Annotated in this window: 19 protein-coding genes and 1 pseudogene; 18 read left to right on the top strand and 2 right to left on the bottom strand. The window is 37.5% G+C overall.

The window, feature by feature from the left end; all coding sequences use genetic code 11:
- The first annotated feature begins 155 nt into the window (after positions 1–155).
- From HMPREF1140_RS06920 to hydF, 4 genes are read left to right on the top strand one after another with little or no spacing between them, the layout of a single operon-like run.
- Positions 156–416 carry a TM1266 family iron-only hydrogenase system putative regulator gene (locus HMPREF1140_RS06920; RefSeq protein WP_009662999.1) on the top strand — a complete coding sequence of 87 codons (261 nt, stop codon included), beginning with the start codon at positions 156–158 and terminating at the stop codon, positions 414–416.
- Complete coding sequence (hydE, locus tag HMPREF1140_RS06925; protein ID WP_009663080.1) at positions 409–1,533, top strand: [FeFe] hydrogenase H-cluster radical SAM maturase HydE; 1,125 nt, start codon at positions 409–411, stop codon at positions 1,531–1,533. Before HMPREF1140_RS06920 ends, hydE begins: the two co-directional genes overlap by 8 nt.
- Positions 1,515–2,963: a [FeFe] hydrogenase H-cluster radical SAM maturase HydG gene (gene hydG / locus HMPREF1140_RS06930; protein ID WP_009662970.1), complete on the top strand. Its 1,449-nt coding sequence runs from the start codon at positions 1,515–1,517 to the stop codon at positions 2,961–2,963. Before hydE ends, hydG begins: the two co-directional genes overlap by 19 nt.
- Before the next feature lies 1 nt (position 2,964).
- Positions 2,965–4,155, top strand: a complete 1,191-nt coding sequence (hydF, locus tag HMPREF1140_RS06935) for a [FeFe] hydrogenase H-cluster maturation GTPase HydF (RefSeq protein ID WP_242822871.1) — start codon at positions 2,965–2,967, stop codon at positions 4,153–4,155.
- 57 nt (positions 4,156–4,212) lie between these two features.
- On the opposite strand, the gene HMPREF1140_RS06940 is transcribed toward hydF, so the two are convergent.
- The gene (locus HMPREF1140_RS06940; RefSeq protein WP_009663007.1) at positions 4,213–4,758 is read right to left on the bottom strand and encodes a TetR/AcrR family transcriptional regulator; all 546 of its coding nucleotides are present in this window, start codon (positions 4,756–4,758) and stop codon (positions 4,213–4,215) included.
- A 114-nt stretch (positions 4,759–4,872) separates the two neighbouring features.
- Positions 4,873–6,126 carry a hypothetical protein gene (locus HMPREF1140_RS06945; protein WP_009663120.1) on the bottom strand — a complete coding sequence of 418 codons (1,254 nt, stop codon included), beginning with the start codon at positions 6,124–6,126 and terminating at the stop codon, positions 4,873–4,875.
- Between the two features lie 237 nt (positions 6,127–6,363).
- On the opposite strand from HMPREF1140_RS06945, the gene HMPREF1140_RS06950 reads away from it, so the two are divergent.
- From HMPREF1140_RS06950 to HMPREF1140_RS14140, 14 genes and pseudogenes are all read left to right on the top strand, one after another.
- Positions 6,364–7,263: a DMT family transporter gene (locus tag HMPREF1140_RS06950; RefSeq protein ID WP_009663038.1), complete on the top strand. Its 900-nt coding sequence runs from the start codon at positions 6,364–6,366 to the stop codon at positions 7,261–7,263.
- Positions 7,263–8,276, top strand: coding sequence for a hypothetical protein (locus tag HMPREF1140_RS06955; RefSeq protein ID WP_009663096.1), 1,014 nt, complete (start codon positions 7,263–7,265; stop codon positions 8,274–8,276). The genes HMPREF1140_RS06950 and HMPREF1140_RS06955 overlap by 1 nt, the downstream gene beginning before the upstream one ends.
- A gap of 1 nt (position 8,277) precedes the next feature.
- Entirely contained in the window at positions 8,278–9,726 is a 1,449-nt protein-coding gene (locus HMPREF1140_RS06960) for a MutS-related protein (protein ID WP_009663109.1), read from the top strand.
- Between the two features lie 12 nt (positions 9,727–9,738).
- Positions 9,739–10,899 carry a PucR family transcriptional regulator gene (locus HMPREF1140_RS06965; RefSeq protein ID WP_009663041.1) on the top strand — a complete coding sequence of 387 codons (1,161 nt, stop codon included), beginning with the start codon at positions 9,739–9,741 and terminating at the stop codon, positions 10,897–10,899.
- A gap of 194 nt (positions 10,900–11,093) precedes the next feature.
- Positions 11,094–11,483: a hotdog fold domain-containing protein gene (locus HMPREF1140_RS06970; RefSeq protein WP_007593276.1), complete on the top strand. Its 390-nt coding sequence runs from the start codon at positions 11,094–11,096 to the stop codon at positions 11,481–11,483.
- A gap of 10 nt (positions 11,484–11,493) precedes the next feature.
- On the top strand, positions 11,494–12,312 hold the full coding sequence (locus HMPREF1140_RS06975; protein ID WP_009663037.1) for a 3-keto-5-aminohexanoate cleavage protein: 819 nt from the start codon (positions 11,494–11,496) through the stop codon (positions 12,310–12,312).
- Between the two features lie 10 nt (positions 12,313–12,322).
- On the top strand, positions 12,323–13,357 hold the full coding sequence (locus HMPREF1140_RS06980; RefSeq protein WP_009662981.1) for a hypothetical protein: 1,035 nt from the start codon (positions 12,323–12,325) through the stop codon (positions 13,355–13,357).
- A gap of 25 nt (positions 13,358–13,382) precedes the next feature.
- Positions 13,383–14,639, top strand: coding sequence for a lysine 2,3-aminomutase (ablA, locus tag HMPREF1140_RS06985; RefSeq protein WP_009663087.1), 1,257 nt, complete (start codon positions 13,383–13,385; stop codon positions 14,637–14,639).
- Between the two features lie 11 nt (positions 14,640–14,650).
- Entirely contained in the window at positions 14,651–16,210 is a 1,560-nt protein-coding gene (locus tag HMPREF1140_RS06990; protein WP_009662991.1) for a lysine 5,6-aminomutase subunit alpha, read from the top strand.
- On the top strand, positions 16,203–16,994 hold the full coding sequence (locus tag HMPREF1140_RS06995) for an OAM dimerization domain-containing protein (protein ID WP_009662973.1): 792 nt from the start codon (positions 16,203–16,205) through the stop codon (positions 16,992–16,994). The genes HMPREF1140_RS06990 and HMPREF1140_RS06995 overlap by 8 nt, the downstream gene beginning before the upstream one ends.
- Positions 16,995–17,004: 10 nt before the next feature.
- Positions 17,005–17,529, top strand: coding sequence for a cob(I)yrinic acid a,c-diamide adenosyltransferase (locus HMPREF1140_RS07000; RefSeq protein ID WP_009663064.1), 525 nt, complete (start codon positions 17,005–17,007; stop codon positions 17,527–17,529).
- Between the two features lie 14 nt (positions 17,530–17,543).
- Positions 17,544–19,196: a Na+/H+ antiporter NhaC family protein gene (locus tag HMPREF1140_RS07005; protein ID WP_035620060.1), complete on the top strand. Its 1,653-nt coding sequence runs from the start codon at positions 17,544–17,546 to the stop codon at positions 19,194–19,196.
- A 413-nt stretch (positions 19,197–19,609) separates the two neighbouring features.
- Positions 19,610–20,527 (top strand): N-acetylmuramoyl-L-alanine amidase family protein, encoded by a 918-nt coding sequence (locus tag HMPREF1140_RS07010; RefSeq protein ID WP_009663083.1) that lies wholly within the window; start codon positions 19,610–19,612, stop codon positions 20,525–20,527.
- Between the two features lie 122 nt (positions 20,528–20,649).
- Positions 20,650–20,888, top strand: a pseudogene (locus HMPREF1140_RS14140) (transposase); the annotation flags it as partial.

Raw genomic sequence — 20,888 nt, forward strand, 5'->3', positions numbered from 1 at the left:
CTAACAGGGAAGACGGGATCTTTATACTGTATCTGACTTGAAAGGTGGTTTGTGAATGTATAAGATTGTGCCAAGGCACATTTATTTGATTACCCAAAGCCACCGAGGCTTTGGGTTTTTTTGATACAAAAATCTATTATTTATAAAGGGGAAATATGGATAACAGAGTAGCATTGATGGCAATAATTGTGGAGGACAGGGATTCTGTAAAAGAGCTCAATGATTTATTGCATGAGTACGGAGATCATATTATCGGAAGAATGGGTATACCCTATCATAAAAGGGGTATAAGTGTGTTGTCGGTTGCTCTCGACGCACCTAATAATGTGATTTCAAGTTTGTCAGGCAAAATCGGGAAATTACCGGGGGTAAGTATAAAAACCGCTTATTCAAATGTGGGTGATGCAAATGGCTAAAGATATATCACTTTATAAGACGAACTTTAAAAATACCGAATATGACAGACAATTGGAAATTGATAAAAGCATTGCTCTGATAGATAAACTCGAAAAAGAAAGAAGTCTTAGCCTTGAAGAATACAAATATCTTGTAGAGAGTTTGAATGAAGAGGTATTTGATTATATCAGTAAAAAGGCAAGAATTATAGGCGATGAAAATTATGGTAAAGATGTTTATCTCAGAGGCTTGATAGAGATAAGCAATATTTGTAAAAATGATTGTTATTATTGTGGAATAAGACATTCAAACAGAAATTGTGACCGCTACAGGCTCACAGAAGAAGAAATACTTGAATGTGCGGATGAAGGATACAGGCTCGGTTACAGAACCTTTGTAATGCAGGGAGGTGAAGACGGAAAATTTGAACCGGATTATATATGTAGTATTGTAAAGAAAATCAAGGAAAAGTATAAGGACGTTGCCGTTACACTTTCTTTGGGAGAATATGAGAAAGAAGACTATCAGAAAATGTTTGACGCAGGTGCGGACAGATATCTTTTGAGACATGAGACTGCGGACAAAGAACATTATGAGAAACTTCACCCTAAGCAGATGTCATTCGAGCACAGAATGAACTGTCTTAAAGCTTTAAAAGATATCGGATTTCAGGTAGGATGTGGATTCATGGTGGGTTCACCGTATCAAAGCTCTTTTACATTGGCTAAGGATTTAAAGTTTATAGAAGAATTCGGACCGCAGATGTGCGGTATAGGACCTTTTATACCACACCATGATACTGCGTTTAAGGATGAAAAAAGCGGAAGTATTCAAATGACTTTATTTTTAATAGCCATACTTAGAATAATGAGACCGAATATGCTTATTCCGGCAACGACTTCATTAAGTACATTGGACAATCTGGGAAGAGAGAAGGGAATACTTGCAGGTGCAAATGTGGTGATGCCGAATCTTTCACCGCTAAAAACAAGAAAAAAATATGAACTATATGACGGAAAGGTATGTACAGGAGATGAAGCCGCTCACTGTATCGGATGTATTACCAACAGAATCAACAATATAGGTTACGGAGTTGCAAAAGTAAGAGGAGATTATAAATGTTTAAATACGATGTAAAATCAAGAAACGCCGAAGAATTTATAAACCATGAAGAAATATTGGAGACATTAAAGTTTGCCGAGGAAAATAAAAACAATATTCCTTTGATAGAAGAATACCTTGAAAAAGCAAGACCGAAAAAAACGGAGAAAGGTATTATAGCCAAAGGACTTACCCACAGAGAGGCATCAGTACTTCTTGCCTGTGAGGACAAGGAAATTATTAAAAAGATTTATGCTCTTGCCGGAGAGATAAAGCAGACTTTTTATGGAAACAGAATAGTAATGTTTGCACCTCTCTATCTTTCAAACTACTGTGTAAACGGATGTGTATACTGTCCATATCATGCAAAGAACAAAAATATAGCCAGAAAGAAACTTACTCAGGAAGAGATAAAGAATGAGGTAATTGCACTTCAGGACATGGGACATAAGAGACTTGCCATAGAATCAGGTGAAGACCCGATAAACAGCCCTATTGAGTATATACTTGAATCTATAAAGACTATCTACAGTATAAAGCATAAAAACGGTGCTATAAGAAGAGCAAATGTAAATATTGCAGCCACTACAGTGGAAAATTATAAAAAGCTTCATGAAGCCGGAATCGGAACATATATACTTTTCCAAGAGACCTATAATAAAGAATCTTATGAGAACCTTCATCCTACAGGACCGAAGCATAACTATATATACCATACAGAGGCTATGGACAGAGCTATGGAGGGTGGAATTGATGATGTAGGCCTTGGAGTACTCTTCGGACTGGAGTCATATAAATATGAGTTTGCAGGACTTTTGATGCATGGGGAACACTTGGAAGCGACATTTGGAGTAGGACCTCATACTATAAGTGTACCTAGAATCAAAAGAGCCGATGATATAGATCCGGATGCTTTTGACAACGGGCTTGATGATGATACTTTTGAAAAGATTATTGCATGTATAAGAATAGCTGTTCCTTATACCGGAATGATTATCTCTACAAGAGAGAGTCAGGAAGTAAGAGAAAGAGCTTTGAAGGTGGGAATTTCACAGATAAGCGGTGCTTCAAGAACCTCAGTAGGCGGATATACGGAGGAAATCAGACCTACAGATTCGGAGCAGTTTGATGTATCGGATCAAAGAACTTTGGATGAGGTTGTGGACTGGCTTATGGGAATGGGACATATACCTTCATTTTGTACCGCCTGCTACAGAGAAGGCAGAACAGGTGACAGATTTATGAGCCTTTGCAAGAGCGGACAGATTATAAACTGCTGTCATCCGAATGCTCTTATGACTCTCAGTGAATATATGACCGATTATGCATCCGATCAGACCAAAGAGCATGGAATGAAGATGATAAAATCGGAGATTGAAAAGGTAAGCAATCCGAAGGTAAAGGAAAGAGCAATTCAGTATATCAATGAAATTGAAACTACAAATGCAAGGGATTTCAGGTTCTGATATGAATAGTACACCGATGGGAGAGAGAGCGACTATTTGTCTTTTCGGTCGCTGTAATGTTGGAAAATCAAGCTTGATAAATGCTATAACCTCACAGGACATTGCAATAGTATCCGATATAAGCGGAACCACAACAGATCCTGTTAAAAAGAGTATGGAGCTTTTACCGTTCGGTCCGGTGGTACTTGTGGATACACCGGGACTTGACGATAAGAGCAGTCTTGGAAATTTAAGAGTGGAAAAGAGTATGGAATATATAGACAGGGCAGATCTTATACTCTTTGTAGTGGATGCAGGAAGCGAGTTTAGTGATGATGAGCTTGAATTTTTAGAAAAGATAAAAGAAAAGAGATGTCTTGTTGTAGGAAATAAATGTGATTCTATAGCAGATGAAGAAAGAACAGATGAAAAAATTGACATATATGTTTCCGCATTAAATAATATCAATATTGATAAGCTGAAAGATATGATGTCTGAGGTTCTTGGAAAAGAAAAAAAAGAAAAGACCATACTCGGTGATATGATGAAGGAAGGTGATATTATAATGCTTGTAACACCTATAGATTCATCAGCACCGAAGGGCAGACTTATTTTACCGCAGCAGCAGGTAATAAGAGAAATTCTTGACAGACACGGCATTGCAGTAGTGGTTCAGGTGAATGAGATAGAAGCGACACTTAAAAAATTTAATGATATTGCCCTGGTGGTATGTGATTCTCAGGTGTTTAAAGAAGTGGATGAATTGATACCTCAAAACATACCTCTTACTTCATTTTCAATAATATTTGCCAACTATAAGGGGGCTCTTTACAATCTTTATAATGCTGCAAGAGTTATAGACACACTTAAAGAAGGAGATAAAATACTTATAAGTGAAGGCTGTACACATCACAGACAATGTGAAGACATAGGAAGTGTGAAAATACCGAGGCTTGTCAGAAAATTTACAGGTTTGCAGGATGAAGATGCGTTGAAGTTTGAGCTTACAAGCGGAGGAGAGTTTCCAAAAGATCTGTCCGAATACAAGATAATAATTCATTGCGGTGCCTGCATGTTAAATGAAAACCAGATGAAGGCCAGAATGAAGTATGCAAATGACGCTACCATACCTATGACAAATTACGGTATATCAATAGCTTATATGAACGGCATACTTGAAAGAGCGATGAAACCTCTTGAGGGTAAATTTTAGATAACAAATGGGGCTTCGCCCGGATGATTCAATCATCTAAAGCGATAGCCCCGTTTTTTATCTTAAGCTAAGTAAAGAAAGTGATTCTTCATTTCTGAATTGAAGTGAAATTTCCGTGAGCTCATCGGGAGTTTCCTTCATATCTCGGCTCATCCAGAATATCAGATTATTGTAAATTCCACCTATAATATAAGAAAGCTCATATTGTTTTGAGAGTGGAAAATCTTTTGCAAGTTCACTGAATTGAAATCTCTTTGAAAGCACATCCAAAAGCAGGAATGAGAGATTAGCATAATGAATAAGTAAAATTTCTTTTCTGTAATTAAAAAAAGCGGTATATATTGAATGTATATACAGTGTAAAATCGATACTTGAAAGATTTGTATAGCCTTCAAGTGATTCTTTTAAAACCATATCAAAAAAGAATGATATAATATCTTCCTTAGATTTAAAATGTCTGTAGTATGATGATCTGTCCACACCGGCTTTTTTGGCAATCTCACCGATTGAAATTTTAGTATAATCTTTCTCAAGCATAAGTTCTAATAGAGCACCGGCCATATAGCCCATCATCATTTCATGCGTAGTATTTTTTCGTCTCATATATTTCTCCATAACAAAATACAAATGAATTATAATATCAGAAAAAATAAAAGGCAATATATATCCTTTATTTTAGATATATATTGCCTTTAAAGAGGGATGTATAAATATTTATCAGTCTTCTTTTTTCTTTGTAACTCCGGCAACCATTCCCATAGCTACCAAAGATCCGAAGAGCATCATTACGCTTCCTGTCATGTCTGAAGCATCGGCAGTCTTAGGAACATTAAGTTTTCCTCTTGTGTTCTTTCTTGCAGATGGACCTACAGGTGAAGGTGCCTTTGTGGCATCGCCTGCTGTATTCTGAGCTGCAGGTGTTACACTTGGAGCTGCAGGTGTCTGACTTGGAGTTGTAGCAGTGTAATTGCTGCTTGAAGAACGTCTGCCTGAACCGCCGCCTGAACTTGAACCGCCTGAACTCTTTCTTGAGTTTGAGCCTGTAGCAATTATAGAATTAGATGGTGTCGCAGGCTTTATTGTTGCTGTAGAAGATGTTGCTCTTGGTGTTGAAGGTGTAGCAACAGCAGGTGCAACAGTTGTAGTTGTTGTAGTAACACTGTCTATTATAAAGATATACTGTGCATTTGAGTTCTTTGCTTTTCTTCTTACAAAGATTGCATCATTTGCACCGAGGCTCTGAACGCTTTTTCCTGAAGGAAGAGTAAGTGTAAAGTTTCCCGAAGCGTCAGGAGTAGCAGTTGCATTTGAAAGAGCTACTATATTTGAGCTTGCACTAAATATAGCACTTGCAGCGGCAGCTGTGTTAGAGCCTGAAACCTGTGGTGCAACAGTATACTCATATGTGTAGTCGTTTAAGCTCTGAGCAACTGTATTAGAGTATAATGAGCCTCCTGTAACCTGTGCAGAAAGTGTAGTAGCACCTGCCGCAGGAATCTCAATACTGATTTGTGTATCATTATTTACAATTTTATTTGCGGTAGCATTAAATGTTGTAGTACCTACAGTTGAAGATACTTTAACACCCATCTGCTCTGAATTGTGGAAAAGTGTCTGCCAGTTTGCAGGGAGCTGGAAGTTGAATCCTGTCCAAGCACCTGTGCTGCCTGTCCATGTAAGTGTAGGTGCAGTTACGATTGCAGATCCCAAATTATTAGTTATAGTAACAGAAGTTGTAGCTTTTACAGCATCACTGATTCCTGTTCCCTCAAGGGCTACAGTTACGGTATTTCCTGAAATAATTACATCGTCTGTATTAGGAACTGCATATCCCTGTGCTACTGCAGGATTTGATGCAAAACCTCCGGCGATAACGTTTAATGTAGGTAATGCGGTTGCTGATATAACCGGTGTTGCCAATGCTAATGAAAGAGCAATTGCAATTGCTTTCTTGTTTAAATTTAATTTCATATTCTTATATCTCCTGTTCCTTTGAACTTTTTTAACATGTTCGTATTATACAATATTCTTGAAAAGATATTTTAAAAAAGTATAAATTGCGTGATATTAGGTATAGACTGCGTAAAAAATTCAAATATTAAGTAATCTTTACATTTTTTGGTTATAATCTTATCTTTTTTTTATAATCGTATTGGGATATAATAATATAAGTAGTGCAAATTTACTATTTTAACAATGGGGGTAAATATGTCAAAAAATAAAAATGCTCTCGGAGTACTTATGCTGTTGCTCGCGGCTTTGATATGGGGATCGGCCTTTTCAGCACAGAGTATAGGAGCAAGATATGTAAATGCTTATACATTCTTGGCAATAAGGAGCTGGATATCCTTTATTGCAATGATTCCTGTAGTATGTTTTTTTAAGAGTAAAAAAAGTTCAAACAAACATACAACAAATAAGTCTTATAATAAGACATTAATCATAGCTTCACTATGCTCAGGATTCTTTCTTTTCATTGCAAGCGCTATGCAGCAGATAGGTATAAAAGAATCCAATGTGTCAAAAGCCGGATTTATCACCGCATTGTACGTGATTTTCGTTCCGATTATTTCAATTATATTTTTTAAGATGAAAGAAGGAATTAGACTTTGGATAAGTGTTGTACTTAGTGTTGCAGGACTTTTTTTACTATGTATACATGACGGATTCAATTTAGAGTACGGAGACGCAATTCTTTTATTCTGCGCATTTTTATTTGCCCTTCAGATAATAACAGTGGCTCATTTTGTAAAAAAAGTGGACGTTTTGGATTTGTCTATATTTCAATTTTTGGTGGTGGCAATTTTTTCAAGTATTGTGATGATTGCTGCCCAAAAACCGTCTGCAGATATGATACTTAAGGCAATGCCCGCACTTTTATTTGTAGGAATTTTCAGCGGTGCATGCGGATATACATTGCAAAATGTAGGACAGCAATATGTAAGACCAAGTATTGCAAGTCTTTTGATGAGTTTGGAGAGTGTGTTCAGTGCGATATTTGCATGGATAATATTGGGGGAAATGTTGGGAAGTCGTGAGATGCTTGGAGCAATACTTATGTTTTCCGCCATAATCTTGGCACAGCTTCCTATAAAGGGTAGAGAATAATGGATATCTATGATTTGATAAAGGATGAAGAAAGAGTCTCTTTTATCGGAATGTGTAAGAATGCAGGAAAGACCACAGTATTAAATGAGGTAATAAAAAAACTTCATAATAATAATGAAAGCATTTTGCTTACATCCATAGGAAGAGACGGTGAAGAACTTGATCTTGTGACCAATACAAAAAAGCCTGAGATATATGTTTATAAGGACGATTATATTGCAACAGCAAGAGATTTGATAAAATATTGTGATATAACAAAAGAGATAGTGGAGAGTACCGGAATATATACTCCTCTCGGTGAGATAATAATAATCAGAGCTATGAGCGACGGCTTTGTACAAATAGCCGGTCCGTCCATTGCAACACAGATGGCAACGGTTTGTAATAAATTCAAAGAACATAGTTCGGGAAAGATTTTAATTGACGGAGCACTTGAGAGAAAGAGTATTGCGACTGGAAAGGTAAGTAATGTGGCAATACTTTCAAGCGGTGCTTCATACAGTGCGGATATGGAAAAAACTGTAAGAGATACCGCATATACCGCAATGCTTTTTTCACTTCCGGAATATAAACTCAAGCTGCCTGAAGATTTTAACAGAGAAAATTACAGTGAGAAGTACTATATAATAGAAGAAAATACTATAAAAAAGACTGATAAAAAGATTGAGTTAAGAGAAGTCTGGGCAAAGGAAAGTGATATAGAGAGTATATTTGTAAACGGTGCGCTAAGCGATGCCATGATAAATTCTTTGCTGTTATCAAATGCGAAACTTGAGGGAAAAAGACTTGTGTTTTTTGACGGTTCAAGAATTTTGATAAAATATGAAAATTTTGAAAAACTCAGACAAAGAGGTTTGATATTTTCATGTATTGAGGCAATAAATATAGTGGCGATTACAATAAATCCTTTTTCAGCCTACGGACATCACTATGACAGTGAAAAATTTTTAGCATATATGCAAAAGTGTACAGATTTACCGGTTATAAATATTGAAAGCAATCATAGGGGGTAGCATGGAATTTTGTCAAAGAGAAAATATCGGCTTTGAATATATAAAAAGCAAAATGTTGCCTGCAACTCCTTTCGGAACGGAGCTTATAAAAAATATAACTCCGTTTGGAAGGGGCGAAAAGGATTTACTGAATGAAGAACTTGAAAATTTGAATAAAATGTATCAAAAATATGATACCGTTAAATCAGATGTTAATGCCATAAGAAGAATTTTTATGCAAATAAAAGATGTGAGGGGCTCCGTTAAATTCGGAAGAGACAATACATTGTCTGACATAGAGCTCTTTGAGATAAAAACCCTTTTGATGCATATGGAAAAACTTAAACCTCTTATTGAAAGAGTCTCAGGCGAAATAGAATTAACAGGTTTTAATATAGAGTCTGTAAGTGAGGCGGTGGACATACTTGATCCGGATAAAAGAAGAATACCTACATTTGCAATATATGACGACTATTCAGATGAACTGAAAACAATCAGAAGAAAAAAACATGAGATAGAAATCAAAATGCAGGAGAGCGATACAGCTTTTGAAGAACTTAAGGATAAAAGACTTGCAGCAACTGTGGAAGAAGAAAGAGAAGAAAGAAAGATAAGAGAAGTACTTTCTGCAAACTTAAGGCCTTATTTTGACAATATAATAAAGAATATAGATGTAATCGGAAGATTTGATTTGCTTTTGGAAAAATACAGAGCGGCAAAACTCTATCCGTCATGCCTTCCGAAGATTACAGAGGATATACTTATACTGGAAGATACGATAAACCCTTATATATGTGACATACTTGAAGAAAAGGGACTGAAATTCACACCGGTCAGCATAGATATGACAATAGGTACGACAGTACTTACAGGTGCAAATATGGGCGGAAAGAGTGTTACATTAAAGACGGTAGCGCTTAATACATATCTTGCATTATGTGGATTCTTTGTATATGCAAATGTTGCAAGTATTCCTTTATTTGATGAAATAGTCATAATATCCGAAGAGTCACAGTCGGTAGATAAGGGATTATCAAGCTTCGGCGCACAGATAGTGGAGCTTAAAAATCTTTTGAATGAAATTGAAGGTAAATATATATTTGCAATATTGGATGAGTTTGCAAGAGGAACAAATCCTAAAGAAGGTGAGAGTATAGTGAGAGGGCTTGTAGCGCTTTTAAATAAAAAAAGAGCAATAAGTCTTTTGGTAACACATTTTGATCATGTCGCCGAGCTTTCGGGAAGCCATTACCAGGTAAGGGGATTGCAGGGAGCTTCAGAAGATAAAATAGCCAAAGCGCTTCTTACAAAGTCAAGTGATGATGCAAAGATTACAGCAATTGCACAGTTTATGAACTACGGTATTTTTAAAGTAAAAAAGCAGGCACAGCCTCCAAAAGAGGCACTTATGATTTGCAGACTTTTAGGATTGCAGGAAGAACTTATGGATATTTTAAGGGAAATAAACTAGAAAGGCCGGATTATGCCACTTACTGTTAGAGACATTATTGAGAATAACTTCTTTCCGGGAACAGAACTTATAACCGGAAGGGAAAGTGCCGGAAATATAATCAGCTGGGTAAATGTTCAGGAAATTTTGGACTCTGTTGATATGGTTGGAAGCGGTGAACTTCTCATAACAACCGGATTTGATCTGGCTGATTATACAAGATACTTTAATTTGATAAAGAGACTTAAAGCCAAGGGAGTGGTCGGACTTATGGTACAGACGGGATATTATGTTGAGAGTATACCTGTTTATATACTTGAGTCGGCCAGAAAATATAAATTTCCGGTACTTGAATTGCCTGCAAGTTTTTCCTTTTCAGAAGTTTTAAAGACATTGATAAGTGAAATAAACAGAGAGTCGGTACTCGGAAATCAAAGCTATCTGGACTATAATTATTTTTACCCGAAGCTGAAAAAGAAACTTAAAGAAAGTCTCCTTCGAGGCATCGGAAATGAAAATGAGATTGCAGTTTTGATGGTTTCGTCGGTAAATGTATACAATGAAGTAGGACCTGATATAAAGGAGGCCTTTGAAAATATAAATTCTTTGGTGGTATTCAGCTGTGATACATATATTTGTCATTTTGAAAAGGGAGTACAAATGACATTTTGTATAGGTCTTGAGAGTATGACAAAACTTAAGGATTTGTTGGCTGAAATACAGGTATTACTTATAAGACTCTCAAATAAGATAGGATTGAATCTTTTTGTTGCGGCAGATATGCTTTCAGATGACAACGGACTTGACATTTCGATGAAGCATTGTATGGAGGCGCTTCAAACCTTGCACAGTGTAAGAGCTATAAGGGGTACATGTCTGTATGATCATATGTCGTTTCTTAAAAAGTTATATTCAATATACAGAACAAATACACTCTATTCAAAGGAGAATAAGGTATTAAGGTTGCTCCTTGATAAAGACAGAGAGTCGGACAGTGATTATATAAAGACTATAAGATTTTTCCTGGAGGAAAACGGAAATGTAACAAGGGCCGCCAAAAGACTTTTTATACACAGGCATACCCTTATAAATCGAATGGACAGTATTAAGGATTTGACGGGCTTTAACTTTGATGATTACTATGAGAGACTGGATTTGTCCATGGCCTTGATACTTAATGATTATTTTGATTGATATTTTAAGAGGATAAAGATATAGATTACATAAGAAAATACATGTGGTCTATATCTTTTTTTGTGCAAATATACATTTTGTCCACTAACTTGTATTTTTTTATATACATTTAGTCAGTAATAAAAATATTAATTTTATTGTAATATGTATACATAAAAAAGGATAAGAAGACTTATCTACGTGAGGAGGAAAATATGGTTAAATCAACTATCAGACTTCGTATGAGCGCTCATGATGCACATTATGGCGGTGAATTGGTGGACGGAGCAAGAATGCTTGGTTTATTCGGAGATGTGGCAACTGAGCTTTTGATTATCAATGACGGTGATGAGGGACTTTTTAAAGCTTATGACAGTGTAGAGTTTTTGGCACCTGTTCATGCAGGAGATTTTATCGAAGCAACAGGTGAAATCGTTTCTGTGGGAAATACATCAAGAAAGATGGTATTTGAGGCAAGAAAGGTTATTACACCAAGAACAGATATCAATGATTCGGCATGTGATGTTTTGGAAGAGCCTGTAGTGGTATGCAGAGCAAGCGGAACCTGTGTGGTATTAAAAGACAGACAAAGAAACAATAAATAGAGAATATATTATGGATAAACTTATTATTACGGCATGTATATGCGGTGCAGAGGTTACAAAGGAACAAAATCCGAATGTACCTTATACGGTGGAAGAGATTGTAAGAGAAGCAAAGTCGGCTTATGATGCCGGAGCCGCTATTATACATCTTCATGTAAGAGAGGATGACGGCACACCTACACAGAGTGCAGAAAGATTTAAAGAATGTATTGACGCTATAAAAAAAGAATTACCTGATGTTATCATTCAACCTTCAACAGGTGGAGCGGTGGGTATGAGCAATGAAGAGAGACTCGCACCTACTTTGCTTCGTCCCGAGATGGCAACACTTGATTGCGGAACATGTAATTTCGGCGGAGACGATATTTTTGTAAACACCGAAAATACAATTATAGAATTTGCAAACAGAATGAACGAGCTTGGCATAAAACCCGAGGTTGAGGTGTTTGACAAGGGAATGGTGGATATGGCTATTCGCCTCAATAAAAAAGGCATTATAAAATCACCTATGCATTTTGACTTTGTAATGGGTGTAAACGGCGGTATCTCAGGAACTGCAAGAGATTTAAACTTTATGGTGGAGAGTATACCTGCAGGATCCACATGGACAGCATCCGGAGTGGGAAGAGCGGAATTTCCTATGGTGACCATGGCGATACTTATGGGCGGCCATGCAAGAGTTGGATTTGAAGATAATGTATATCTGAGTAAAGGTGTTATGGCAAAGTCAAACGGTGAACTTGTAGAAAAGGTCGTAAGACTTGCAAAGGAACTTGGAAGAGAGATAGCAACACCGGCTGAAGCAAGAGAAATATTGGGTTTAAAATAATGGAGGACTTATGTTAAAGGGAAACAAGTACGGTATTCACAGAGTTATTGAACCACAGGGAGTTTTAACTCAGGCGGCAAAGAAGATAGACAATGATATGACAAAGAGATATTCAAATGAGATTATCTGTGATGTTATTTCATTAAATATCGACTCCGCATCATTTACACAGATCGAAGAAGCTTGCAATAAAGATGTTGAAAAAATCGGACAGATGATTCTTGATATAGTAAATGAAAGAGGAAAAATGCAAAATCCTGTAACCGGTTCAGGCGGTATGTTTATAGGAACAGTAAGCTATATCGGTGAAGAGCTTGATACGGATATCAAGGTTGGAGATAAGATTGCATCTTTGGTATCGCTTTCAATGACACCTTTAAAGATCGATAAGATAAAGGCTATCCATCCTGAAATCGACAGAGTGGATATCGAAGGACAGGCTGTATTATTTGAAAGCGCATTATATGCAAAGCTTCCTGAAGATCTTCCTGAGCCGCTTGCACTTGCAGCTTTGGATGTAGCGGGAGCTCCTGCACAGACAGCAAAGCTTGTACAGTCAGGACAGAGTGTACTGGTACTTGGAGGAGCCGGAAAGAGCGGAATGCTTGTTTGCTATGAGGCAATGAAGAGAGTAGGACCTACAGGTAAGGTAGTCGCTATGGACTATAGCAAAGAAGGTGTGGAAGAGTTAAAGAAGATGGGACTTTGCCATGAAGCATTTCAGGCAAGTGCCGCACTTCCTGTAGAAGTTCTTGATAAGGCATTGGAGCTTAATGACGGAAGAGAATATGATGTTTCAATATGCTGTGTAAATGTAAATAACTGTGAGATGAGCGCAATCCTTCCTGTTCGTGACGGCGGATGTGTATACTTCTTCTCAATGGCTACAAGCTTTACAAAGGCTGCACTGGGAGCAGAGGGCGTAGGAAAAGATATTGATATGATCATAGGAAACGGATATACAAAGGGACATGACAAGATAACATTGCAGGAAATTCGTGAAAATCCGGCAATAAGAGAAGTTTTTGAGAAAAAATACGTGTAATTTACAGTAAGTAAGAGGAAAAAATATGAGAAACAGTAGAGAAAACGGATTGTTCGTAGACGTTCCCGATAATGAGTGGAACGACTGGAAATGGCAACTTAGAAACAGAATAACAAATGTAGAGAGTTTAAAAAAGTATGTAAAGCTTACCGAAAAAGAAGAAGAAGGTGTAAAGAGATGTTTGGAAAACCTAAGAATGGCTATCACACCATACTATCTTTCACTTATCGACCTTGAGGATGAAAACGACCCTGTAAGAAAACAGGCAATACCTACAGTATCAGAGCTTCATATAGCGCAAGCCGACCTTGCGGATCCTTTACATGAGGATACAGACTCACCTGTACACGGTCTTACACACAGATATCCCGACAGAGTTTTATTCCTTGTAACAGATCAGTGCTCAATGTATTGCAGACATTGTACAAGAAGAAGATTTGCAGGACAAAACGATACAAGTGTACCTACATCACAGGTGGACGCATGCCTTGATTATATAAGAAGACATCCTGAGGTAAGAGATGTACTGCTTTCAGGCGGTGATGCACTGCTTATAAGTGATGAAAAACTTGAATACATTATCTCAGAGCTTAGAAAAATAGAGCATGTTGAGATAGTAAGAATCGGTTCAAGAACACCTGTTGTTATGCCACAGAGAATTACACCTGAACTTGTAAATATGTTAAAGAAGTATCATCCTATCTGGCTCAATACACATTTCAATCATCCAAGTGAGATTACAAAAGAGTCGGCTGAGGCTTGTGCAAGACTTGCAGATGCAGGTATTCCTCTTGGAAATCAGACAGTGCTTTTGGCAGGTGTAAATGACTGTGTACATATAATGACTGACCTAGTTCATGAGCTTGTAAAGATAAGAGTAAGACCTTACTACATTTATCAATGTGACCTTTCACAGGGACTTGAGCATTTCAGAACACCTGTATCAAAGGGTATCGAGATAATAGAAGGACTTAGAGGTCATACTTCAGGATACTGCGTACCTACATTCGTAGTTGATGCACCGGGAGGTGGCGGAAAGACACCTGTTATGCCGAATTATGTTATTTCACAGAGCCCGGGCAAGGTTATACTCAGAAACTATGAAGGTGTTATCACAACATATACAGAGCCTGAGCATTATGAGAACAATTGCAATTGTGATATTTGCAGGGGAAAGAAAGAAAAGCATTTAGGAGGAGTGGCAGCTCTTGAACAGGGACTTGCCATGACAATTGAACCGGCCGATTTAGCCAGATTCAGAAGATCACATGATAAGAAATAGGAGATATACACATGAGTAAACTTGGACTTGATAAAAGTTTAATCTCTAAAGCCAGAAGCAGTGCTAAGAATGTTGCACTGGATGTCCAAGCCTTTATTGATGATCATACTACAGTAGCTGTAGAGAGAACGGTATGCAGACTTTTGGGGATTGACGGAGTAAACAGTGTGGAAGTGCCACTGCCCAATGTGGTGGTTGATCACCTTGTGGAGAACAAACTTCTTCCGATGGGTGCGGCATTTATGCTTGGAAACGCAATGCTTGAATTATCACTTTCACCTCTTGAAATAGCAGAGGGTATTGATAAGGGTGAAATAGATTTATCAAAACTTAAGATTCATTCATCTAAAGAGATAGAAGAGGCAATTGCACCGGTAGCAAAGGCTATGGTGGAAAGAATTCAAAAAAATGTTGACAAGAGAAATGAATATCTGGGTAAATTCGGAGATAAGGAAGGACCTTATATATATCTCATAGTTGCTACCGGAAATATATATGAGGATATAACACAGGCAGTGGCTGCAGCCAAGCAGGGAGCAGACATAATCGCCGTTATAAGAACTACCGGACAGAGCCTTCTTGACTATGTTCCATATGGTGCCACTACAGAAGGCTTCGGTGGAACATATGCGACACAGGAAAACTTCAGACTGATGAGAAAAGCTTTGGATGAGGTTGGAGAGAAAGAAAACAGATATATCAGACTTTGCAACTACTGTTCAGGACTTTGTATGCCTGAAATAGCCGCAATGGGTGCGATGGAAAGACTTGATGTAATGCTCAATGACGCACTTTACGGAATTCTTTTCAGAGATATAAATATGCAAAGAACTCTGGTCGACCAGTATTTCTCAAGAGTTATAAACGGATTTGCAGGAGTTATTATAAATACAGGTGAGGACAACTACCTTACTACTGCAGATGCTATAGAAGAAGCACATACGGTACTTGCATCACAGTTTTTAAATGAGCAGTTTGCTATAGAAGCAGGTCTTCCGCCTGCACAGCAGGGACTCGGACATGCATTTGAGATATCACCGGATGCGGAAAACGGATTCTTATTTGAGTTGGCACAGGCACAGATGGCAAGAGAAATCTTCCCGAAGGCACCGCTTAAGTACATGCCTCCTACAAAGTTTATGACAGGAAATATCTTCCGCGGTCATGTACAGGATGCACTCTTTAATATGGTAACCATACTTACAAGTCAAAAGATACATCTTCTGGGAATGATGACAGAGGCTATACATACACCTTTTATGTCTGACAGAGCGCTTGCTATAGAAAACGCACAGTATATCTTCAGAACAATGAAGGACTTTGGAGATGAGATAGAGTTTAAAGAAGACGGTATTATAAGAAACAGAGCAAATGAAGTTTTAAATAAGGCGGCAGCACTGCTCTCAGAGATAGAAACAAACGGACTGTTTGCTACACTTGAAAAGGGAACTTTTGCGGATATAAAGAGACCTTTTAACGGAGGTAAGGGATTAGACGGAGTCGTTGTTAAAGATAATGTATACTTCAACCCATTCATTCCTCTTATGAAAAAGGAGGTGAAAGATGAGTAGCGGTTTATACAATCTTAATAAGGTTGAGTTTGATAAGACTCTGGACCTTACAAAGCTTAAAGCCTATGGAGATACCATGAATGACGGCAAGGTTCAGATCAGTTTCACACTTCCTGTCAAGAACGATGAGAGAGGTGAAGAAGCTGCAAGAATACTTGCAAAGAAGATGGGACTTTCGGATGTGAATATCGCACACAGAATGTCACTTGATGTAGAGTTTACATTTTATGTGGTTTATGGTAGCCTTGTACACAGTGTGGATTATACAAATATTCATGTACAAACTGTCGAAGAGGAGACAATGAGCATGGAGGAAGTTAATGAGTTTATCAAAGAAAACTTCCACAGAAAGATAGTAGTGGTAGGAGCTTCTACCGGTACCGATGCTCATACTGTAGGTATAGATGCTATAATGAACAGAAAAGGATTTGCAGGACATTACGGACTTGAGAGATATGAGATGATTGAAGCTTATAACCTCGGTTCACAGGTAGCAAACGAAGAGTTCATAGAGAAGGCAAGAGAGCTGAAGGCAGATGTACTTCTGGTGTCACAGACAGTTACACAAAAAGATATTCATATAAAGAATCTTACAAATCTTGTGGAACTTTTGGAAGCTGATGAGCTTAGAAATAAATATGTGCTTATCTGCGGAGGTGCAAGAATCACACATGAGCTGGCTAAAGAGCTTGGTTATGATGCAGGGTTTGGAACCGGTAAGTTTGCGGATGATGTAGCTACATTTGCAGTTACTGAGATGTTAAGAAGAGGCTTAGGCAAGTAAAGGAGATATTATGACAGGACTTATTCATGTATACGAAGGCGACGGTAAAGGAAAGACAACTGCGGCTGTAGGCTTGGCAGTAAGATGTGCAGGTAGTGGCAGAAAAGTCCTGTTTTCACAGTTTTTAAAAAGTGATACTTCAAACGAACTTAAGGTACTAAAGAATATAGAAAACATTGAATTGTATACAAAGAAAAACAGTTTCGGTTTTACATTCAATATGACTGATGAAGAAAAGATCCTTGCAAAAGAATTTTTCACAAATCATCTGAAAGAAATTATTCATCTGGCTATCGAGAAGAAAGTGGATCTGGTAGTTATGGATGAGATAATAGATGCTTATAACCTTAATATGGTGGAGCATGATGTACTCACAGATTTTTTAAAATCCCGCCCGAAAAATCTGGAAGTGGTTATGACCGGAAGAAATCCTAAGGATGAGATAGTAGAACTTGCTGATTATCTGACACACTTTCAAAAGGTAAAGCATCCGTTTGACAAGGGTATAAGAGCCCGTGTCGGTATAGAAATGTAAAGAGAGGAAAAGGTATGAATAGTGGTAATGACACTTATAATCCCGGATTTTTTAGAAATAAAAAATCATACTTGCTATGTTTAGCGATTTTCATTTTAGTTATGTGTCCGATGATAGTGTACGGAGCGGAAGCTGAAGCACCGAAGCCTGCGCTGTACGCAACATTCTGGTCACTTGTACCACCACTTGTAGCTATTGTACTTGCTCTTATAAGTAAAGAAGTATATAGCTCACTTGCAATCGGAGTTATCTTCGGAGGTCTTTTGGCATCAGGATTTAACTTTGAAGGAACAATGAAGACCATTTTTGAAAACGGTTTTGTTTCAGTTTTATCAAGTGCTTACAATGTAGGTATTTTGATTTTCCTTGTTATTTTGGGAATGGTTGTTGCTCTTATGAATAAGACCGGCGGCTCTGATGCCTTCGGTAAATGGGCATCAAAAAGAATTAAGACCAGAGTGGGGGCTCAGCTTACATCAATCCTTCTCGGCTGTCTTATCTTTATCGATGACTACTTCAACTGTCTTACAGTTGGTAGCGTTATGAGACCTGTTACAGATAAGCATCAGGTTTCAAGAGCAAAGCTCGCATATTTGATAGATGCTACTGCAGCTCCTGTATGTATTATTTCACCTATTTCATCCTGGGCCGCAGCAGTTACGGGATTCGTTGACGGTGAAGACGGATTTGCACTCTTTGTAAAGGCAATCCCATTTAACTACTATGCACTTCTTACAATTGTAATGATGCTTGTTATTACACTTTGGAAGTTTGACTTCGGTCCTATGAAGCTTCATGAAGAGAATGCAAAGAAAGGCGATCTCTTTACAACCGGAGAAGAGAAGTTTGAAGACCTTGACAGAGGAGAGCATAAAGACGGTAAGCTTATAGATATGCTTTTCCCTATCGTTTCATTGATTATTTGCTGCGTTATCGGAATGCTCTATACAGGTGGAATATTCAGCGGTGCAGGCATCGTTGAAGCTTTCTCAAACTGTGACGCTTCAGTAGGACTTTCAATGGGTAGCTTTGTAGCACTTATTATCACATTGGCATTCTACATAGCAAGAAGATCACTTAAGTTCTCAGAGTGTATGGATTGTTTACCTGCAGGATTTAAGGCAATGGTACCTGCAATTCTTATCCTTACATTTGCATGGTCATTAAAGTCTATCACAGACGTACTTGGAGCAAAGGAATTTGTTGCTACAATGATGGAGCACTCAGCTAACGGTATGCAATTGTTGCTTCCGGCAATTATATTCGTAGTAGCGGTTTGTCTGGCTTTCTCAACAGGAACATCATGGGGAACATTCGGTATCCTTATACCTATAGTTGTTGCCGTATTTGCAGGAAAAGATTCACAGATGATGATCATTTCAATCTCAGCATGTATGGCAGGTGCTGTTTGCGGTGATCACTGCTCACCTATATCAGATACTACCATCATGGCGAGTGCAGGAGCACAGTCAAATCATATCAACCATGTAAATACACAGTTACCATATGCAATGCTTGTTGCAGCAGTATCATTTGTAAGTTATATAATAGCGGCTTTTGTAAAGAATGTTGTAATATCACTTATAATAGCAATAGCATTGATGGTTGGTGTACTCTTTATCATAAAGAAAGTTACATATAAAGAAGACTCAGTAAAAGCTGTTTAATTAATACGAAGGCACTCCCGACCGAAAGGGTCGGGGGTGCTTTTTTGTTTGAAGTATAGCACTGCTGATGAGGTTTAAACAAATTTAAAAAAATCAATTTTTTAAAATTATATTAAAAAAAATGGAATTAGATTGACATAAAAAACATTCATGTATATAATCACAATGTAAATATTTAAGAACGGAATAGAAAGTCCTTTGTATAGAAGATGTAAATAATTGTGAAATAATGGACAATACAAAGATTCAAAGTACATAATTGTATTCTATAGTTTGAAAAAACTATTAGAAAATATATTTTTTAGTTTTAACTGTTTTTTTTCATCAGTCTTGGGTATATGGCTTCATGGAGTCAATAGTTGAGATAAATTTATGAAAATTCAGTAAACAGGATAGAACTGAAAGGAGTATTTATGAAGAAACTATTATTAATGACAGCCGCTTTTTCAATGCTTATGTGTTTTGAGGCATTTGCTTTTACGTCAAGCAATCCCGATGTCACAATAAAAAGCGGAGATACGGGAAGGACTTACACTTGGACCTCACCACTTGGAACAGAGATAACCATGCCGGTTATTACAAAAGATGCTGTTTTAAGCATGAATAAAGGCGACTCACAGTATATGACGGCATATTTCTATGATCCTTCAGGGGCAATTAATACAGAAAATAATCTTATTATGTATAACTACAAAGAATCAGCCTTTTCAGTTGCTACATTGGGTCTGGAAAGAGCAACAGAGTATTCACCGCTTACAATACGCAGTTATAGTGTTGGTGAGCCTATATTAGATAGACGTCTATATAATGGATATACCGGACAGGATATTATAATATCTTTTTCCAAGAATTCAGGTAGTAACTTTGTACTCGGATATGATTTTGAGGGAAGCTACTTCAATGAAAAAAATGCAAATAGAGTGGGTTACTTTTATGTAGATATGGGTTCATCTACAAATACATCATCTCAGGGTTGGGAAAACACTGATAGAGGATGGAAGTATAAAGAGTCTAACGGAAGCTATGTAACTAATACATGGAAACAGGTTGACGGTATATGGTATTACTTTGACGGAGAAGGACATATTGCTACAAGCTGGAGACAAATAGACGGAGCATGGTACTTCTTTAATTCAAGCGGAGCAATGCTTACAGGTTGGGTACAGTCAGGAAATGACTGGTATTTCTTGAATCCTTCAGGCGCTATGGCTACAGGTTGGGTACAATCAGGAAATGATTGGTACTATATGAGTCCGTCAGGAGCAATGCTAAGCAATACAACTACCTCTGACGGCTATAGACTTGATGCTTCAGGAAGATGGGTAAAATAATTCGATACTTTATATCGAGGTGAAATATAAAATTGTCGGGGGGCTGTGAAATAAGTCCCTAAAAGAAATAGGACCATTCGTTAATGCGAAAGGTCCTATTTTTGTGGTAAAATTAACTTACGATGAAAACTTTACACAATAATTATTGTAATTCAAAACAAGGATATTTACCACTGTTTCTTTCAGATTGTTTGGATCTGCTGGATCCTGTTTTAACATTTGACAGATTGATGGGAGGAATAGATTTAAACAAGTATCTGAACGATATTCCGGAGTACACAACCGGACGATTCAGATATAATCCGGTCAACATGTTAAAAACAGTACTTTTCGGATTTATGACTAGCGGTTACTGCTCTCT

It is taken from the genome of Lachnoanaerobaculum sp. ICM7, from assembly GCF_000287675.1.
Classification (GTDB): Bacteria; Bacillota; Clostridia; order Lachnospirales; family Lachnospiraceae; genus Lachnoanaerobaculum.

Excerpts from the sequence above, each read along its gene's own strand:
- HMPREF1140_RS07000 (WP_009663064.1), top strand. The coding sequence starts at position 17,005 with ATGACAGGACTTATTCATGTATACGAAGGCGACGGTAAAGGAAAGACA.
- HMPREF1140_RS06945 (WP_009663120.1), bottom strand. The coding sequence starts at position 6,126 with ATGAAATTAAATTTAAACAAGAAAGCAATTGCAATTGCTCTTTCATTA.
- HMPREF1140_RS06950 (WP_009663038.1), top strand. The coding sequence starts at position 6,364 with ATGTCAAAAAATAAAAATGCTCTCGGAGTACTTATGCTGTTGCTCGCG.
- HMPREF1140_RS06975 (WP_009663037.1), top strand. The coding sequence starts at position 11,494 with ATGGATAAACTTATTATTACGGCATGTATATGCGGTGCAGAGGTTACA.
- hydE (WP_009663080.1), top strand. The coding sequence starts at position 409 with ATGGCTAAAGATATATCACTTTATAAGACGAACTTTAAAAATACCGAA.
- HMPREF1140_RS06920 (WP_009662999.1), top strand. The coding sequence starts at position 156 with ATGGATAACAGAGTAGCATTGATGGCAATAATTGTGGAGGACAGGGAT.
- HMPREF1140_RS06965 (WP_009663041.1), top strand. The coding sequence starts at position 9,739 with ATGCCACTTACTGTTAGAGACATTATTGAGAATAACTTCTTTCCGGGA.
- HMPREF1140_RS07005 (WP_035620060.1), top strand. The coding sequence starts at position 17,544 with ATGAATAGTGGTAATGACACTTATAATCCCGGATTTTTTAGAAATAAA.
- HMPREF1140_RS06980 (WP_009662981.1), top strand. The coding sequence starts at position 12,323 with ATGTTAAAGGGAAACAAGTACGGTATTCACAGAGTTATTGAACCACAG.
- hydG (WP_009662970.1), top strand. The coding sequence starts at position 1,515 with ATGTTTAAATACGATGTAAAATCAAGAAACGCCGAAGAATTTATAAAC.
- HMPREF1140_RS06940 (WP_009663007.1), bottom strand. The coding sequence starts at position 4,758 with ATGAGACGAAAAAATACTACGCATGAAATGATGATGGGCTATATGGCC.
- HMPREF1140_RS06995 (WP_009662973.1), top strand. The coding sequence starts at position 16,203 with ATGAGTAGCGGTTTATACAATCTTAATAAGGTTGAGTTTGATAAGACT.
- HMPREF1140_RS06990 (WP_009662991.1), top strand. The coding sequence starts at position 14,651 with ATGAGTAAACTTGGACTTGATAAAAGTTTAATCTCTAAAGCCAGAAGC.
- hydF (WP_242822871.1), top strand. The coding sequence starts at position 2,965 with ATGAATAGTACACCGATGGGAGAGAGAGCGACTATTTGTCTTTTCGGT.
- HMPREF1140_RS06970 (WP_007593276.1), top strand. The coding sequence starts at position 11,094 with ATGGTTAAATCAACTATCAGACTTCGTATGAGCGCTCATGATGCACAT.
- HMPREF1140_RS06960 (WP_009663109.1), top strand. The coding sequence starts at position 8,278 with ATGGAATTTTGTCAAAGAGAAAATATCGGCTTTGAATATATAAAAAGC.
- ablA (WP_009663087.1), top strand. The coding sequence starts at position 13,383 with ATGAGAAACAGTAGAGAAAACGGATTGTTCGTAGACGTTCCCGATAAT.
- HMPREF1140_RS06955 (WP_009663096.1), top strand. The coding sequence starts at position 7,263 with ATGGATATCTATGATTTGATAAAGGATGAAGAAAGAGTCTCTTTTATC.
- HMPREF1140_RS07010 (WP_009663083.1), top strand. The coding sequence starts at position 19,610 with ATGAAGAAACTATTATTAATGACAGCCGCTTTTTCAATGCTTATGTGT.